The organism is Microbacterium algeriense, from assembly GCF_008868005.1.
Taxonomy (GTDB): domain Bacteria; phylum Actinomycetota; class Actinomycetes; order Actinomycetales; family Microbacteriaceae; genus Microbacterium; species Microbacterium algeriense.
Genome location: NZ_WAAO01000001.1, coordinates 1,030,862 through 1,046,901, shown reverse-complemented (window position 1 = coordinate 1,046,901; position 16,040 = coordinate 1,030,862). Strand labels below are relative to the sequence as shown.

The 16,040-nt window shown below is 69.0% G+C and carries 14 protein-coding genes; 5 read left to right on the top strand and 9 right to left on the bottom strand.

Annotated elements, in window-relative coordinates:
- The 8 genes from F6A08_RS05100 to F6A08_RS05065 all read right to left on the bottom strand — a co-directional run bounded on the left by F6A08_RS05100 (position 1) and on the right by F6A08_RS05065 (position 9,183).
- Complete coding sequence (locus F6A08_RS05100) at positions 1–885, bottom strand: ribokinase (protein ID WP_151458793.1); 885 nt, start codon at positions 883–885, stop codon at positions 1–3.
- On the bottom strand, positions 878–2,257 hold the full coding sequence (locus F6A08_RS05095) for an NtaA/DmoA family FMN-dependent monooxygenase (RefSeq protein ID WP_151458792.1): 1,380 nt from the start codon (positions 2,255–2,257) through the stop codon (positions 878–880). Before F6A08_RS05095 ends, F6A08_RS05100 begins: the two co-directional genes overlap by 8 nt.
- A 110-nt stretch (positions 2,258–2,367) precedes the next feature.
- Positions 2,368–3,216: an ABC transporter permease gene (locus F6A08_RS05090; RefSeq protein WP_017201538.1), complete on the bottom strand. Its 849-nt coding sequence runs from the start codon at positions 3,214–3,216 to the stop codon at positions 2,368–2,370.
- Entirely contained in the window at positions 3,209–4,006 is a 798-nt protein-coding gene (locus F6A08_RS05085) for an ABC transporter ATP-binding protein (RefSeq protein ID WP_151458791.1), read from the bottom strand. Before F6A08_RS05085 ends, F6A08_RS05090 begins: the two co-directional genes overlap by 8 nt.
- Positions 4,006–5,109: an ABC transporter substrate-binding protein gene (locus F6A08_RS05080; RefSeq protein WP_225855738.1), complete on the bottom strand. Its 1,104-nt coding sequence runs from the start codon at positions 5,107–5,109 to the stop codon at positions 4,006–4,008. Before F6A08_RS05080 ends, F6A08_RS05085 begins: the two co-directional genes overlap by 1 nt.
- A 261-nt stretch (positions 5,110–5,370) precedes the next feature.
- A complete protein-coding gene (locus tag F6A08_RS05075) occupies positions 5,371–5,997 on the bottom strand; it encodes a TetR/AcrR family transcriptional regulator (protein ID WP_151458789.1) in 627 nt (208 codons plus the stop codon).
- 35 nt (positions 5,998–6,032) lie between these two features.
- Positions 6,033–7,586: a glucoamylase family protein gene (locus F6A08_RS05070; RefSeq protein WP_151458788.1), complete on the bottom strand. Its 1,554-nt coding sequence runs from the start codon at positions 7,584–7,586 to the stop codon at positions 6,033–6,035.
- 124 nt (positions 7,587–7,710) lie between these two features.
- Positions 7,711–9,183: a helix-turn-helix domain-containing protein gene (locus F6A08_RS05065; protein WP_151458787.1), complete on the bottom strand. Its 1,473-nt coding sequence runs from the start codon at positions 9,181–9,183 to the stop codon at positions 7,711–7,713.
- 133 nt (positions 9,184–9,316) lie between these two features.
- Between F6A08_RS05065 and aceA the strand changes: the two genes are divergently transcribed.
- The 3 genes from aceA (at position 9,317) to F6A08_RS05050 (ending at position 12,918) form a co-directional block, all read left to right on the top strand.
- Positions 9,317–10,642, top strand: coding sequence for an isocitrate lyase (gene aceA, locus F6A08_RS05060; RefSeq protein ID WP_017201544.1), 1,326 nt, complete (start codon positions 9,317–9,319; stop codon positions 10,640–10,642).
- A 105-nt stretch (positions 10,643–10,747) separates the two neighbouring features.
- On the top strand, positions 10,748–12,394 hold the full coding sequence (gene aceB, locus F6A08_RS05055) for a malate synthase A (RefSeq protein ID WP_151458786.1): 1,647 nt from the start codon (positions 10,748–10,750) through the stop codon (positions 12,392–12,394).
- A gap of 92 nt (positions 12,395–12,486) precedes the next feature.
- On the top strand, positions 12,487–12,918 hold the full coding sequence (locus tag F6A08_RS05050; RefSeq protein ID WP_151458785.1) for a hypothetical protein: 432 nt from the start codon (positions 12,487–12,489) through the stop codon (positions 12,916–12,918).
- 25 nt (positions 12,919–12,943) lie between these two features.
- On the opposite strand, the gene F6A08_RS05045 is transcribed toward F6A08_RS05050, so the two are convergent.
- On the bottom strand, positions 12,944–13,462 hold the full coding sequence (locus F6A08_RS05045; protein WP_083512966.1) for an Lrp/AsnC family transcriptional regulator: 519 nt from the start codon (positions 13,460–13,462) through the stop codon (positions 12,944–12,946).
- Between the two features lie 107 nt (positions 13,463–13,569).
- Here F6A08_RS05045 and ald point away from each other — a divergent pair, with 107 nt between their 5' ends.
- Positions 13,570–14,664 carry an alanine dehydrogenase gene (gene ald, locus F6A08_RS05040; protein ID WP_151458784.1) on the top strand — a complete coding sequence of 365 codons (1,095 nt, stop codon included), beginning with the start codon at positions 13,570–13,572 and terminating at the stop codon, positions 14,662–14,664.
- Between the two features lie 81 nt (positions 14,665–14,745).
- Positions 14,746–15,972: a pyridoxal phosphate-dependent aminotransferase gene (locus F6A08_RS05035; protein ID WP_151458783.1), complete on the top strand. Its 1,227-nt coding sequence runs from the start codon at positions 14,746–14,748 to the stop codon at positions 15,970–15,972.
- The last annotated feature ends 68 nt before the right edge of the window (positions 15,973–16,040 follow it).

Sequence of the window (16,040 nt, the reverse complement as noted above, 5' to 3'; positions counted from 1 at the left end):
TCAGCGAGAGCCGAGGAGCGCCGCGATCGACGCGGGCGAGAGCGCAGCCGTCGTCGCGCCGCGGTGCTGGGCGACGACGGCACCAGCCGCGCAGGCGCGGATCAACGCTGCTTCGATGACAGCCCCCTGAGCGAGCGCGGCGGCCAGTGCCCCGCAGAACGCATCACCGGCGCCGGTCGTGTCCACCGGATCGATCCGGAACGCGTCGACGTGCAGAGGGTCGTCTCCGGCGCGGTGCAGTGTCACTCCCCCGGCGCCCTGGGTGAGAACGACCGTCTGCGCACCGGCGGCGTGCAGCCGCTCGATGCCGCCGAGTTCGGCGCACTCGGTCTCGTTCACCACCAGCACGTCGACGTCGCCGAGCAACTCGATCGTCGCGTCGTGCGCGGGGGCCGCGTTCAGGATCGTCAGCGCGCCCTCTGCCCGGCCAGCCCGCAGTGCCGCCGCCACGCTCTCGACGGGCACCTCCAACTGCGCGAGCACGACCGCAGCACCGGCGACCCCGGCCACCGCATCGTCGGCGTCGAGCTCCGCGTTCGCGCCGGCCGCGACGATGATGCTGTTGTCACCGTCGTCGAAGGCCAGCACGTGCGCGGCCCCGGTCGGAGCAGCGGCGCTGCGGCGCACGGCCGCCTCCACTCCGGCATCCGCCAGGGTCTGCTGCAGCACGTCGCCGGCCTCGTCCGTCCCGACGACCCCGCAGAACCGGGTGGGAGCCCCGCTGCGGGCGGAGGCGACGGCTTGGTTCAGGCCCTTGCCTCCGGAGAAGCGGCCGCCGGCACGACCCAGGAGCGTCTCGCCGACGAGCGGGGGGCGCGAAACCTCGACCACGAGATCGAGGTTCGCGCTCCCCACGACGGCGACACCGGCGAGGGTGTCAGACACGTGACATCGTCCGCCGGTACTGCGATCCGGTGTGCGAATCGGCGAGCGCCGGCGTCGGCGTGCCGATCAGACGCTCGCGCAGGGACTGCGGCTCCGACGAAGGCTCGTCGATCGCGCCGCGCTCCTTGAGGATCGGCAGCACGTGCTCGATGAAGTCGACGGTCGATGCCGGCGGGATGACGGGGGCGAACAGGAACCCGTCGAGGTCGGCGCCGTCGGCGAGCTCGATCATCCGGTCCGCGACCTGCTCCGGGGTGCCGACGATCGGACGGGCTCCGACACCGTGCGCGTGCCAGTCGCCGAGCACGTCGCCGACGGTCTTGTCGGCGAAGCGCGCGACCTGCGTCTGGGAGAGCTCGGTGCTCAGCTCGGACATCGGCGTGCTCGGCGCATACGCCGAGAGGTCGAGGCCGGTGAACCACGCGTACGAGGCGACCGTGACGTCGGGGTTCTGCGCGTCGGCGACCTCGGCGTACTTGCGGCGGGCCTCCTCCTCCGTACTGCCGACGATCGCGGCGAACGCCGACATGATCTTGACCTCGTCGGCCCCGCGACCGTTCTTGACGGCCTCCTCGCGGATCGCGGTCGAGTGCGCACGGAGCTGTTCGACCGAACCGCTGCCGACGAAGATCGCCTCGCCGTGCTTGCCGCCGAACTCACGACCGGCGGGAGATGCCCCGGCCTGGAACAGCACAGGTGTCCCCTGCGGCGAGCGCGAGGTGTTGCCGTACCCGTGCGAGCGGAAGTAGGGACCGTCGTGGGCGATGCGGTGCACCTTGGACGGGTCGGCGAAGCGACCGGACTTGTCGCGCTCCAGGGCGCCCTCGTCCCACGCCTGCTCCCACAGCTTGTAGACGACCTGCATGAAGTCGTCGGCCATGAGGTAGCGCTCGTCGTGGCCGACCATCGGCACACCGAAGCCCTGCACGGCGGTGTCGGCCGTGCCGGTGGTGACCACGTTCCAGCCGATGCGCCCGCCCGAGAGGATGTCGAGCGTCGCCATGCGGCGGGCGAAGGAGTACGGCGGCTCGAGGAGGGTCGAGCCGGTGGCCACGAGCCCCAACCGCGTCGTCTCGGGGATGAGGGCGGCGAGGATGATCGCCGGGTCGAGCCGGGGCAGATCGAGGCCCTCGACGGAGCAGATGTCGGGGCGTTCACCCGCGACGTCGGCCCACCCCCAGGCATCCGCGAGGAAAAGGAAGTCGAACCCGGCGTCCTCGACCATGCGCGCGGTGTCGCGCCAGTACTCGAGCTTGTCGAACAGGTAGCGCCCGTTGTCGGGGTGCCGCCAGGTCGCGGTGCCGGAGTCGTTCGCCTGCGCGTTCTCGAAGAGGCCGAGACGCAGCGATTTGACGGTGTTCTGATCGGTCATGTGCGGGTGCCTTCCTTGTGGGTGGTTCTGGTGGATCTGGACTGATCTCCGGGCACGCCGGAGGAACCCGGGACGGGTGGGGGATCCCGTCCCGGGAGGCGGATGCCGCGTCAGCCCTTGGCCGTGACCTCGCCGTCGCTCCACCAGAGCACGCGCTTGCGCACCAGGGCGAGGACGATGATGAGGAGCACACCGAGCAGGCACAGCAGGGCGATGCTGGCCCAGGTGACGGGGAGGTTCGCCTGTGCGGCCGACGTGGTGACGAGCGAGCCGAGACCGGCCTGCTGTCCCGCCGCGACGAACTCGGCGACAGCGGCGCCGACCACGGCGAGCGGTAGGGCGATGCGGAGGCCGGCGAACACGTACGGCATGCTGCCGGGGAAGCGCAGTTCGCGGAAGATCTCCCACCGCGAGGCATGCAGCGTCTTGAACACGTCCATGGCCTTCTGGTCGACGTCGCGGAGCCCTGCGAGGGAGTTCACGAGCATCGGGAAGAACACCACGAGGCCGGTCACGATGAACTTCGGCACCATGCCGAAGCCGAACGCCACGACCAGCGCGGGGGCGATCGCGACGATGGGGGTCACCATCACGATGATCACGAGCGGCATGACCGCCCGCTCGATGATCTGGAACTCCGCCATCACCACAGCAAGGAGGAACCCGGCGAGGATGCCGGCGGAGGCGCCGACCACGACCTCGAGCAGCGTCACGAGGAAGTTCGACCAGTACATGCCGGCGTCGTCGACGAGGCTGGTGCCGATCGCCTCCAGCGTCGGGAGCACGTACGGGTTGGTCCAGGCCACGATCTGCCAGAGCAGCGCGGCGATCACGAACGTGATCAGGGTGGGTCCCCATGATCCCCAGCGCAGCCAGGCGGGCATGCCCCGACGCGGCTGGGCCTTCAGGCGGGCGGTCGCGATCGTCGCGGTGGTGTCTCTCATCGTCAGCTCAGACATGGGCCTTCTCCGTCTGCGCGCGCAGCGCACCGCGCACGACTGCTTCCAGTTCGCGGAACTCGTCCGTCGCGTAGGCCTCCTCGGTGCGCGGTCGCGGCAGGTTCACGTCGATCACCTGGGCGATGCGTCCGGGGTGCGCGGCCATGACCACGATGCGGTCGGAGAGCATGATCGCCTCCGGCACCGAGTGCGTGACGAACATCACGGCCTTGCGGTTCGACTGCCAGAAGTCCAGCAGAGCGATGCGCTGGAGGTCGCGGTTCATCTCGTCGAGGGCGGAGAACGGCTCGTCCATCAGCATGATCGCCGGGTCGAACACGAACGCCCTGGCGATCGCGGCGCGCTGCTGCATGCCGCCGGAGAGCTGCCCAGGGTACTTCTTCAGCGCATGGCCGAGGCCGAAGGTCGACAGCAGCTCGGCCGGGTCGCGGAGCGCACGGTCGCCGTTGGCCCCGCGGTTGATCCGCACGGGGAGCTCGACGTTCTCGCGCACCGTCTTCCACGGCAGCAGCGCCGGCGACTGCGGCACGAGTCCGATCTTCTTGTCGCGCGAAGCCGCCCTGACGCTCTCGCCGTCGATCGTGACGCTGCCGGAGTCGGCGTCGAGGAGCCCGGCGACCACCTTGAGCAGCGTGGACTTGCCGCAACCGCTGGGCCCGATCACCGACACGAACTCACCCATGCCGATCGTGAGACTCACGTCGTCGAGCACCGTGACCTTCGCGCCGTCGACTCCGAAGGACTTCGAGACGTTCCTGACCTCGACGCCAGCGCCGTGTGCGACCGTCATCACTTCTCCTGCCAGATCAGGGTCTCGCCGTCGTAGAGGTCGGCGACCAGGTCGGCGTCCATCATGTCGGCGATCGCGGGGAGCTCCTTGACGTCGCCGTACTCCTTCACGAGGGCGTACTCGGGTTCCCACATGGACTCGTTCTGCACACCCGGGTTGCCGCCGGCGCTCTCGCGCACCCAGGCGGACTCCACCTCCCACGTGCGGGCGAGCTGCTCGCGCGGGAACGCGGCTCCCTGCCCGCTGTCCTCAGCCAGCTTCGCGAGCTTGTCGATGCAGGCGTCCGACTCGTCGAGGCAGTACTGGAGCGCCTTGAGGCTCGCGCGCATGAAGTCGGCGGCGACCTCGCGGTGCTCATCGAGGAACCGCGAGTTGACCTCCATCACGTTGTACGTTCCCTCGACGCCGAGGTCGGAGGGGAGGAACTCGCTGAAGGGCAGACCCTGCGCCTTGAGCGACTGGGGCTGGTTCGAGGCGTAGCCGACGATCGCGTCGACCTGCTCGCGCACCACGACGGTCGGGTCGTAGTTGGTCATCTTCACCATCTCGACCTTCGAGACGTCGACCCCGGCTTCATCGAGCATGGCCGAGGCGATCGGGGTCAGGTTGATGAAGTACCCGAGCGATCCGCCTTCGAGGTCCTTGAGGCTCTCGAGCTTCTCGTTGCCGAAGATGGAGAACGGCGGGGTGGTGCCGTAGGTGGCGACCGCCGTGAGGTTCTTGCTGTTGGCGGCCGCCAGCATCACATCGGACGCGGAGCCGAGCGCGGTGAACTGCGCCTGACCCGAAGCCACGAGCTGCTGCCCGTTCGCCCCGGAGGCGTTGATCTCGACGTCGAGGCACAGATCGTCGAAGTAGCCCAGCTCCTCGGCGAGGAACACATCGAGCTGACCGGCGCTGGCGGAGTAGCCGTAACCGGAGATGTAGGTGATGGTGCCGGCATCCTGATTCCGCTTGCAGGCGTCGCTGTCGTTCGCACTCGTGGGGGCGGTATCGCCGCCTGGCGTCTGCGCAGAGCATGCTCCGAGCGTCAGCGTGGCGGCGAGAACGCACGTCAGGGTGGCAGTGATGCGGAATCGGGTTTCCGCAGAGGAAGTAGCCATGAGGGTCCCTTCTCGGCCGTTCGTCATTGATGGCTCGACGAAAGTAACATAGTCAATCTTGACTAAGCAAGATCAAACTAACTTTTGACGACCGCGACCGGCGCCGGCGTCGGCGTCGGCGTCGGCGTCGGCGTCGGCGTCGGCATCCGCGTCGAGTGCACGTGAATTCGACGAGTGCACGGCCAATCGACGCGGAGAAGCCGTGCACTCGGCAGGAAGTCGTGCACTGGACGGCCCGGGGAGAAACCCGGGGCGGCGCCCTCAGGGCCGGGGAGGGGCAGCGGGGTCGAGATAGCGGGTGACGAACTCCTCGAAGAGAGGGACCATGTCGACGGACTCGTCCAGGAGCCACTGCAGCTGGATGCCGTCCATGACGGCGCTGATCAGCCGCGCGGCATGCTCCGGGGCGATGTCTGCCCGCACCTCTCCGGCTTCCTGGCCGCGGCGGAGGATCTCGGCCGCCTCGTCCGCCCTGACCCGGTAGCGCGCGGCGAAGTCGGCGTGCGACGGATGCTCCGGGTCCGTCGCCTCGGCGGAGACGATCGCGTACAGCGAGGTCAACCCGCGCGAGGTCTGGTTGTGCGCCACCACCCGCTTGGCCTGCTCGATCAGGGTGTGCTCGGCGGGATCGCCCGCGGCCGCGCGCACCGCCTCATCGCGCTGACGCAGCACCTCGGCGAACAGCTCCTCCTTGTCGGCGAAGTGGTGCAGGAGTCCCGCGGGCGTCACGCCGACGCGCTTCGCGATCTCGCGCAGCGATCCGCCGTGGAAGCCCGTCCGCGAGAACACCGCCAGCGCCTCGTCGACGATCGCCTGCCGTCGGGCCTGACCCGTGACGTAGGGACCCCGGGACCCGCGGCCCCCGCTCGGCCGATCATCCGTGCCCACTGCTGCTCCTGTCGTTCGGCGCGCAGCGCGGGAGCTCACCCCTTGTTATCACCCCCGGCGCCCCACGACGAACTGAACTCCTGCTGCCGCATCGCGGGCCGGAGGCGCTGCTCCATCTCTCGATCCACGAAGTAGTCCTTGAGCTTATCCTTCGTGAGTTCGTTGCCGATCGCGGCCATGATCATCGACTGGTCGAGGGAGAGATAGCGCTCCGCGATCGTGCCGCTGCGCACGGCGACGGCGTCGTAGAACCCGCCCGGCCCGTAGGCGCCGAGGTCGTTCTCGATGCCTTCGAGGTTGCTCAGCGCCCCCTTGCGGTCATACGGCAAGGCGAGGAACGCCGCGTGCGGGGTCACCACGCCGTCTCCGAACACGGGATCGGGGTTCGTGCCCTCGGCGCACCCCGGCCGGTCGATGTCCACGTCGGTCTTCTCCGCATCGGAGGTGTAACCGTCGGACCGCATGCCGGCGATGTCGACGCCGTACTCCGCGTACCCGCCGAACGGGTTGCTCGCCGGGGAGAAGCCCCAGTACCCGTAGCCTGCCTCCTCGAGGCCGTGCCGCTTCTGCACTGCGACCGTGATCGGGTGGTTCAGCCGCCACGACTTCGGTCCCCACTTGGTCTCGGGAACGAGAAGGTCGGGCATCAGCGACTCGAACATGCTGCCGCCCCAACTCGGGACGAACGACATCCCGTCGTAGCTGTACGCGCCCTCCCACACCTGGAAGCCGTCATACGTGCGGTATTCACCCGACGGGAGCTGCTCCTGCCAGGCCCAGTCACAGCCGGGAGGCATGGTGCGGTGCGTGCCGGACAGCGCGGTCGGCGGGATCTGACCGTTCGCGATGCCCAGATAGGTCGCGATGCGGCTCTCACTCACGGTCGTGTCGTAATGGTGGCAGGTGTAGTACGCGGTCGCTCCGGATCCGTTGTACATCGGAGCAGCGACACTGCAGTCCGGCGGCGCCTGCTCCCAGAAGCCGCCGCGGTTCGTTCCGGCGGGGAGCCCGGCGGCGCCCGCCGGGTCGAAGAACGAGGCGAAGTCCATCGAGTCGTAGAGCGCGTCCGCCTGCTCGGCGAGCGCGGGCTCGGCTTCGCGCACGATGCGCAGGGCGGCGGCGAGCCAGCCGTTGTCGACCGTGCTGAGGAAGGGATGCACGGGATCACCGGAATCGGGCCAGGTCGTCAGCTTCTCGCCCGTCGTCGGCGAGTACCAGTTGTAGTACATGCCGCTCGCATCGTTGCGCTCGAGGTCGTTGAGGGTGTCGAGCGTCGTCGACATACGGTCGCGCGCCTCATCGGCGCCGATGATGCCGAGGTCGCGTGCGGTCACGGTGGACCAGAGGTATCCGCCGATGTTCGTCGGCGAGGTGTAGGCACTGGAGGTCTGCAAGTCGCCGGTGACGTTGTCGGCCGGGAGCCCGGTCTCCTGGTCGGTCATGGCGACCAGCGATCGCCAGGTGTCGTGGGCCCAGCGCTCCAGTTCCGCATCGCCGGGTCGTCCGCCGCCCGCGCTCGCCGGGCTGGCGAGCGCCAGCCCCGAGGCGACCAGGCCGACTGTCGCCACTGTGCTCATCCATCGCTTCATCGCGTCTCCTCATCGAGAACGGCGCCGCGGATCACGGCGCTCCGACACGCGAAAACCTAACATGCGTTCAGTGTTGGTTCAACCCCGACCCGGCGGCGGAGCCAGGAAGGACCAGGATCCCGGGTCAGCGGGGCGCGTGCGCGTCGAGGAACTCGTACACGTCGGTGGTGTCCACGCCGGGGAAGGCCCCGGTGGGCAGAGTCGCGAGCAACGTGCGCGGGGTCTTCACGTTGGGCCAGGAGTTCTCGCGCCAGCGCTCCTCCAGGTCGGCCGGAGCCCGGCGGCAGCACACCTCGACCGAGTGCTTCGAGACCCCGCGGTGCGAAGTGTCGCGCCCCACGAACCACTTCGTGTCGTCGAAGCGCACACCCACGCTCACGGAGTGCAGCCCCTCGCTCGACGCCTCCACGCGGGCGGTGCACCAGTACGTGCCGTTGCCGGTGTCGGTGTACTGGTAGTACGGGTTGAACCGGTCGTCCTCGTCGAACACGACCCGCGAGGTCCAGCGGCGGCAGCACATCTGCCCTTCGATGGCACCGAGCCTGTCGGTCGGGAAGTTCACGTCATCGTTCTCATACGCCTTCGTGATGGTCCCGGACTCGTGCACCTTGAGGAAGTGCACGGGAATGTCGAGGTGACGGGTCGCGAGGTTCGTGAACCGGTGCGCGGCCGTCTCGTACGACACCGAGTACGCGTCACGGAGGTCTTCGATCGAGATCGCCCTGCGCTGCTTGGCGTCTTTCAGCGCGGGCACCACATGCGCCTCCGGGATGAGGAGCGCACCGGTGAGGTAGTTCGTCTCCACGCGCTGTCGCAGGAACTCGGCGTAGCTGCGGGGCTCGGAGTGCCCCAGGATGCGACTCGACAGCGCCTGCAGCACCGCCGTGCGCGCATCGCCCTTCGCGGGCACACTGCTCGACAGGTACAGCCGGCCGTTGGCGAGGTCGGCGACGCTGCGGGTGGTCTGCGGCAGGTCGGGGGCGTAGTGCAGGGTGAACCCGAGGTAGGCCGCGATCTCGGATGCGGTGCGCTGGGTCAGCGGTCCCCCGGGATGACCGACGGCGGCGAGGATCTCGGCGGCCTTCGCCTCGAGGTCGGCGAAGTGGTTGTCCTGTCGCCGCATCAGGTGCCGGAGCTCGACGTTGGCACGACGGGCCTCCTCCGGCGTCGCGGCGCGTTCGTCCTTGAGCCGGTCGATCTCCCCATGCAGGGCGAGCAGCGCCTTCAGCGCCTCCGTCGGCATGCTCTTGGCGATGCGGAACGGCTCGATGCCCAACGCCTGGAACGTCTGGCCCTTCATCGCCCGCTCCAGCGCGATCTCGACCGCGCTGCGCTCATCGAGCGGCTCCCCCTCCAGGAGAGCATCGATCGTGACACCGAGAGCGCGGGCGATCGCCTGCAGCTGCGTCAGCTTCGGCTCGCGCTTGCCCGTCTCGATCATGGACATCTGACTCGGCGCGCGATCGACCGCCGAGGCGAGGTCATCGAGGGTCATGCCCTTCGCCGTCCGGAGCTGGCGGATGCGGCGGCCGATCGTGAGGGCATCGGTCTCTTCTGCCTCAGTGCCCTGGGGCCCTGAGTTCGTCGAAGGGTTCATGCGGCCGATTCTGTCACGGAAACAGAATTTCGGACGATCTTCTCCTCGATTTCGGTCCCTGATCTCTCGGAACTTCACTCACAGTGGAACCACGCCACTCCGGCACCGCAGCCGGATCCACCGAGGAGACACCATGACGAACACCGCCAACACCCCGACGCCCCGCCCCGCCGGTCTGCGAGCCGGCGATCAGGTTCAGACGGCCGCCGAGCTCCAGGAGATCTGGGACACCGATCCCCGATGGGACGGCGTCGAGCGCACGTACTCCGCCGAGGATGTGATCCGCATCCGTGGATCGGTCCGCGAAGAGGCCACGCTCGCCCACCGCGGCGCGGAGAACCTGTGGAACCTCCTGCACACCGAGGACTACATCCGCGCTCTCGGCGCCTACACCGGTGGTCAGGCCGTGCAGCAGGTGCGGGCCGGCCTCAAAGCCATCTACCTCTCCGGCTGGCAGGTCGCCGCCGACGGCAATCTCGCCGGCCAGACCTACCCCGACCAGTCGCTGTACCCCGCGAACTCGGTGCCGGCGGTCGTGCGCCGCATCAACAACGCGCTCATCCGCCAGGACCAGCTGGAGCACGCGGAGGGTGAGATCACGCAGGACTGGCTCGCGCCGATCGTGGCCGACGCCGAGGCCGGATTCGGCGGCCCGCTGAACGCCTACGAGCTCGCGCAGTCGCTCATCCAGGCCGGCGCCGCCGCGATCCACTGGGAGGATCAGCTCGCGAGCGAGAAGAAGTGCGGCCACCTCGGCGGCAAGGTGCTCGTGCCCACCCAGCAGCACATCCGCACGCTGAACGCGGCCCGCCTCGCGGCGGACGTCGCCGGCGTTCCGACCGTGATCATCGCCCGCACCGATGCCCTCGCCGCCGATCTGCTCACGAGCGACGTCGACGAGCGCGACCGGGAGTTCACCACCGGCGAGCGCACCTCGGAGGGCTTCTACCGGATCCGTCCGGGCATCGAGTCCGTCATCAGCCGCGGCCTCGCGTTCGCCCCCTACGCCGACCTGCTCTGGGTCGAGACCGGGGAGCCGGACATCGAGCTGGCACGGGAGTTCGCCGCGGCGATCCACGCGCAGTTCCCCGGTAAGCTCCTGGCCTACAACTGCTCGCCGAGCTTCAACTGGAAGCGCCACCTGTCGGACGCCGAGATCGCGACGTTCCAGCAGGAGCTGGCAGACCTGGGCTACAAGTTCCAGTTCATCACGCTGGCCGGCTTCCACGCCCTGAACCACTCCATGTTCGACCTCGCCCGCGGTTACGCCGAGCGCGCCATGAGCGCCTACGTCGAACTGCAGGAAGCCGAGTTCGCCGCCGAAGCCGACGGATACACCGCCACCAAGCACCAGCGCGAGGCGGGCACCGGCTACTTCGACGTCATCTCCACCGCGCTCAACCCCGACAGCGCGACCCTCGCCCTCGCCGGCTCCACCGAGGCCGCGCAGTTCCACTGATCCGCGAGACCCCCGGTTCTCGACGAGACCCCGTGTTGTCGGCATCCGCAACCCGGGGTTTCGGCGACAAGCCGGGGTCTCAGCATCGACACGAAGGACACGATCATGACCACTCCCACGACCACGGCTCCGATCCAGACGACCCAGCAGGGTCCGGCGATCGAGGTCACCGGACCGATCCGCGACCGCTACGACGAGATCCTGACCCCGGAGGCGATCGCCTTCCTCACCGAACTCCACCACCGGTTCGCGTCCCGCCGCCACGACCGCCTGGCCGACCGGATGCGCCGCCGCTTCGAGATCGGCAACGGCCACGACCCCCAGTTCCGCGAGGACACCGCGCACATCCGCCAGGACACCGGGTGGCGCGTCGCCGGCGCCGGCCCGGGGCTCGAGGACCGCCGCGTCGAGATCACCGGCCCCACCGATCCGAAGATGACGATCAACGCGCTGAACTCCGGGGCGCGGGTGTGGCTCGCCGACCAGGAGGACGCCACGAGCCCCACCTGGAAGAACGTCATCGAGGGACAGCTGTCTCTCCGCGACGCGATCCGCGGAGCCCTTTCCTTCACCTCCCCCGAGGGCAAGGAGTACCGCGTCACGGCGGAGCGCACCCCCACGATCGTGATGCGTCCCCGCGGCTGGCACCTGCCCGAGAAGCACATCGCCTTCATCGACCGCGCCGGCCGCCGCACCTCGGCATCCGGATCTCTGGTCGACTTCGGCCTCTACTTCCTGCACAACGCGCAGGCGCTGATCGAGGCCGGCCGCGGACCCTACTTCTACATCGCCAAGCTCGAGTCCAGCGAAGAGGCGAAGTTGTGGGACGACGTCTTCTCCTTCAGCGAGGAGTACATCGGCATCCCGCACGGCACGATCCGCGCGACCGTGCTGATCGAGACCCTGCCGGCCGCGTTCGAGATGGACGAGATCCTCTACGAGCTGCGCGACCACTGCGCGGGCCTGAACGCCGGACGCTGGGACTACATCTTCTCGATCATCAAGAACTACCGAGGTCGCGGGGCACGCTTCGTGCTCCCCGACCGCAGCGAGGTCACGATGACGGTGCCGTTCATGCGGGCGTACACCGAGCTGCTGGTGCAGACGTGCCACAAGCGCGGGGCCTTCGCGATCGGCGGCATGAGCGCGTTCATCCCGAACCGCCGCGACCCCGAGGTGACGGCACGCGCCGTCGAGAAGGTGTCGGCCGACAAAAAGCGCGAGGCCGGAGACGGCTTCGACGGCACCTGGGTCGCCCACCCGGACCTGATCCCCACGGCTCAGGCGGAGTTCGACGCCGTGCTCGGCGACCGCCCGAACCAGGTCGACCGTCAGCGCGACGACGTGCACGTGGAGGCGCGCGACCTGCTCGACCTGCACATCGGCCGTCCGATCACCGCGCAGGGCGTGCGGGACAACGTGTCGGTCGCCATCCGCTACCTCGAGGCCTGGCTGCGCGGGCTCGGCGCCGTGGCCATCGACAACCTCATGGAGGACGCCGCGACCGCGGAGATCAGCCGCTCGCAGGTGTGGCAGTGGATCCATCAGGACCGCACCACGCAGGACGGCACCCCCATCACGGTCGAGTACGTCGAAGGCCTGATCGGCGAGGTGCTGGGCGAGGTGGAGCGGCGCGAGGGCGATCGCTTCGACGACGCCGCCGAGATCTTCCGCGAGGTCGCCCTCCGCGAGGAGTTCCCGACCTTCCTCACCCTGGGCGCGTACAGCCGGTTCCTGGTCGACGAGGACTGAAGCACGACAGGGAGAAGTCCCGGGCGGCGACTGCAGCCCGGGACTCTTCCGTGTGTGGAGCCCCCGCCGCACGACGGGCGTAGCCTGGGGGCATGACCGACGCCTGGACGGACATCGCCACCGAGTTCCTGCACTTCTACCCCCGAGGCAAGCGCCTGCTCGCGGTGGCCGGAGCGGATGCCGAGCGCTCACGCCGTGCGGCAGACGACCTCTCGGCAGCGTTGGCCGCCGTCGGACAGCAGGTCGAACGAGAGCATTCCGGAGCCGGCGACGAAGCCGGTGTACGGGAGGTCGTCACCACGTTCCGCGAGAGCCCGAAGAGCGACACCATCCTGCTCGTCTCCGGGCCCGCATCGCTGCTCGGCGAGCGCACCCGCGGGATGTGGAACTACGCGGTGTGGCAGCTCGCCGGCGACGAACCGCCGCACACGGTCGCCGGGTCGATCATCGACATGACCGACCCCGAGCATCCGCAGCGCCGGTTCGCCGACTACTGCTCGCTGCCCGCGTCCTACGGCGCCTGACCCCGAACCCGGTTCATCCCCGGGGTCAGTGGAACGACGCGGCCACGGAGTTGCGGTGGTAGTCGAACACGATGCTCGTGCGGGTGGAGGCCACGCTGCTCTGAGCGGACAGGTGCTCGAGGACGAATTCGCGCATCTCGGACGAATCGGCGACCGCGATGTGCAGGAGGAAGTCGTCGTCTCCCCCGAGGAAGAAGAGCTGGATGACCTGCGGCAGCACGCGCACGCGCTCCGCGAACTCGACGATGCTCTCCCGCCGTCCGCTCGGACGCAGCGTGACGCCGATCACCGCCTGCAGCCCGGATCCCAGCATCCGCTCGTCCACGCTCGCGTGGAAGCCGGAGATGACCCCTCGGTCGACCAGCGCACGCAGTCTCGCGTGCGCGGTCGATGGCGCGACGCCCAGGCGGGCAGCGAGCTCCGCGTTCGTCATGCGCCCGTCGGCGGTGAGCAGCCGGACGATCCTCGCGTCGAGCGTGTCCAGCGCCGGCGCCCGAACGGTATTCGGCTCCACGGCGTCAGAATTCGGTTCCATGTGAAGCATTATTCAGGATCGACCGCTCTGCCGAATCATCTTCACTGATTCTGTCGTCGCTTCGACGTTTCTGCGATCCTTGTCTGCATCCTGCGCATCCCAGACCTGGAGGATCGATGAAGATCGGCGTCCCGACCGAAGTCAAGAACAACGAGAACCGCGTCGCCCTCACTCCGGCCGGAGCCGATCGGCTCGTGCGGGAGGGGCACAGGGTGCTCGTGCAGTCCGGAGCCGGCGTCGGTTCGAGCATCGATGACGACTCGTACCGCGCGGCCGGTGCCGAGATCGTGGCGACCGCTGCCGACGCATGGGGCGACGCCGACCTGCTCATCAAGGTCAAGGAGCCGGTCGCCGAGGAGTACGGCTTCCTCCGCCCCGACCTCACGCTCTTCACCTACCTCCACCTCGCGGCCGACCGCCCGCTGACCGAGGCTCTCGTCGCCGCAGGGACGACCGCCGTCGCCTACGAGACCGTGCAGCTGCCTGACCGCACGCTGCCCCTGCTGGTGCCGATGAGCGAGATTGCCGGTCGCCTGTCCGTCATCATGGGATCGCACTCGCTGCTGCGCTCGCAGGGCGGCCGCGGCATGCTGCTCGGCGGCATCGCCGGCACTCCGCGGGCCAAGACGGTGGTGATCGGCGGTGGCGTCGCCGGGGAGCACGCCGCCGCGAACGCGCTCGGACTCGGCTCGAAGGTCACCGTCGTCGACGTGGCGCTCCCCCGGCTGCGTGAGCTCGAGCATCGGTACGGCGGTGCCCTGGAGACCCGGGCATCCAGCCGCTACGACATCGCCGAGGAGCTGACGACCGCGGACCTCGTGATCGGCTCGGTCCTCATCCCCGGTGCCGCGGCCCCCAAGCTCGTCACCGACGACATGGTCGCCGCGATGAAGCCGGGCTCGGTGCTCGTCGACATCGCGATCGACCAGGGCGGCTGCTTCGAGGGCTCGCGTCCGACGACGCACGACGACCCGACGTTCGCGGTGCACGACTCGATCTACTACTGCGTCGCGAACATGCCGGGGGCGGTGCCGACGACCGCGACCCGCGCGCTGACGAACGCCACCCTCCCTTACGTCTCGGCGATCGCGGCGAAGGGCTGGGAGCGGGCGGCATCCGACGACACTGCTCTCGCGAAGGGGCTCAACGTGCAGGGCGGGCGCATCACCCTGGACGCTGTCACGCAGGCGCACGGCCTTTCCACCGACTGAACTGTCGAACCCGAAAGAACCTCGGATCTTGGCGGCATCCCACACCTCACGCGCCGCATCGACCCGAGTACGCTCGTAATCGTGACCGAACGCGCTCCTCTCTCCCGCAAGCTGTCCGCCATCGCCGAGTCCGCGACCCTCAAGGTCGACGCGAAGGCCAAGGCCCTCAAGGCCGAAGGCAAGAACGTCATCTCGTATGCCGCCGGCGAGCCCGACTTCGCGACGCCGCAGTTCATCGTGGATGCCGCCGCCGAGGCACTGGCCGATCCGGCGAGCTACCGGTACACCCCGGCGCCCGGCCTGCCCGCGCTCCGCGAGGCGATCGCGGCGAAGACCCTGCGCGACTCCGGCCTCGAGGTCTCCCCGAGCCAGGTCATCGTCACCAACGGCGGCAAGCAGTCGGTCTACCAGGCCTTCCAGGCCGTGGTGAACCCGGGCGACGAGGTGCTGCTGCCCGCGCCGTACTGGACCACGTACCCCGAGGCCATCCGGCTCGCCGACGGCACCCCCGTCGAGGTCTTCGCCGGGGCCGACCAGGAGTACAAGGTCACGGTCGAGCAGCTCGAGGCCGCCCGCACGCCGCGCACCACCGCGCTCGTGTTCGTCTCCCCGTCGAACCCGACCGGCTCGGTATACACGGCCGAGGAGACGAAGGCCATCGGCGAGTGGGCGCTCGAGCACGGCATCTGGATCATCAGCGACGAGATCTACCAGAACCTCACCTACGAGGGAGTCAAGGCCACCTCGATCGTCGAGGCCGTCCCCGAGGTCGCGGGCCAGACGATCCTCGTCAACGGCGTCGCGAAGACCTACGCCATGACCGGATGGCGTGTGGGCTGGATGGTGGGTCCCGCCGACGCCATCAAGATCGCCGGCAATCTGCAGTCGCACCTCACCAGCAACGTGAACAACGTCGCCCAGAAGGCCGCGATCGCCGCCCTCAACGGCCCGCAGGACGAGGCCGAGCAGATGCGACAGGCCTTCGACCGCCGCCGCCAGCTCATCGTCTCGGAGCTGTCGAAGATCGACGGCCTCGTCGTGCCGAACCCGGTGGGTGCGTTCTACGTGTATCCCGACGTGCAGGGTCTGCTCGGCCGCACCTGGGGCGGCGTGACGCCGACCACCTCGCTCGAGCTCGCCGACCTCATCCTCGACCAGGCCGAGGTCGCGGTCGTCCCCGGTGAGGCGTTCGGTCCCTCCGGCTACATCCGCATGTCATACGCACTGGGCGACGACCAGCTCCTCGAGGGCGTGCAGCGCCTCCAGCGCCTGTTCTCCTCGTCCTCCTCTTCCTCTTCTTCCTCCTGACCCCGAGACCCCGCTCTTCCGCCGAGACCCCCTCGTACCTGCGCAGGTACGAGGGGGTCTCGGCGTGA

What these genes read in the sequence shown, in the direction of transcription:
- aceB (WP_151458786.1), top strand. Translation starts at nt 10,748, where the DNA reads ATGACCACTCCCACGACCACGGCTCCGATCCAGACGACCCAGCAGGGT.
- F6A08_RS05065 (WP_151458787.1), bottom strand. Translation starts at nt 9,183, where the DNA reads ATGAACCCTTCGACGAACTCAGGGCCCCAGGGCACTGAGGCAGAAGAG.
- F6A08_RS05085 (WP_151458791.1), bottom strand. Translation starts at nt 4,006, where the DNA reads ATGACGGTCGCACACGGCGCTGGCGTCGAGGTCAGGAACGTCTCGAAG.
- F6A08_RS05095 (WP_151458792.1), bottom strand. Translation starts at nt 2,257, where the DNA reads ATGACCGATCAGAACACCGTCAAATCGCTGCGTCTCGGCCTCTTCGAG.
- ald (WP_151458784.1), top strand. Translation starts at nt 13,570, where the DNA reads ATGAAGATCGGCGTCCCGACCGAAGTCAAGAACAACGAGAACCGCGTC.
- aceA (WP_017201544.1), top strand. Translation starts at nt 9,317, where the DNA reads ATGACGAACACCGCCAACACCCCGACGCCCCGCCCCGCCGGTCTGCGA.
- F6A08_RS05050 (WP_151458785.1), top strand. Translation starts at nt 12,487, where the DNA reads ATGACCGACGCCTGGACGGACATCGCCACCGAGTTCCTGCACTTCTAC.
- F6A08_RS05090 (WP_017201538.1), bottom strand. Translation starts at nt 3,216, where the DNA reads ATGTCTGAGCTGACGATGAGAGACACCACCGCGACGATCGCGACCGCC.
- F6A08_RS05080 (WP_225855738.1), bottom strand. Translation starts at nt 5,109, where the DNA reads ATGGCTACTTCCTCTGCGGAAACCCGATTCCGCATCACTGCCACCCTG.
- F6A08_RS05045 (WP_083512966.1), bottom strand. Translation starts at nt 13,462, where the DNA reads ATGCTTCACATGGAACCGAATTCTGACGCCGTGGAGCCGAATACCGTT.
- F6A08_RS05070 (WP_151458788.1), bottom strand. Translation starts at nt 7,586, where the DNA reads ATGAAGCGATGGATGAGCACAGTGGCGACAGTCGGCCTGGTCGCCTCG.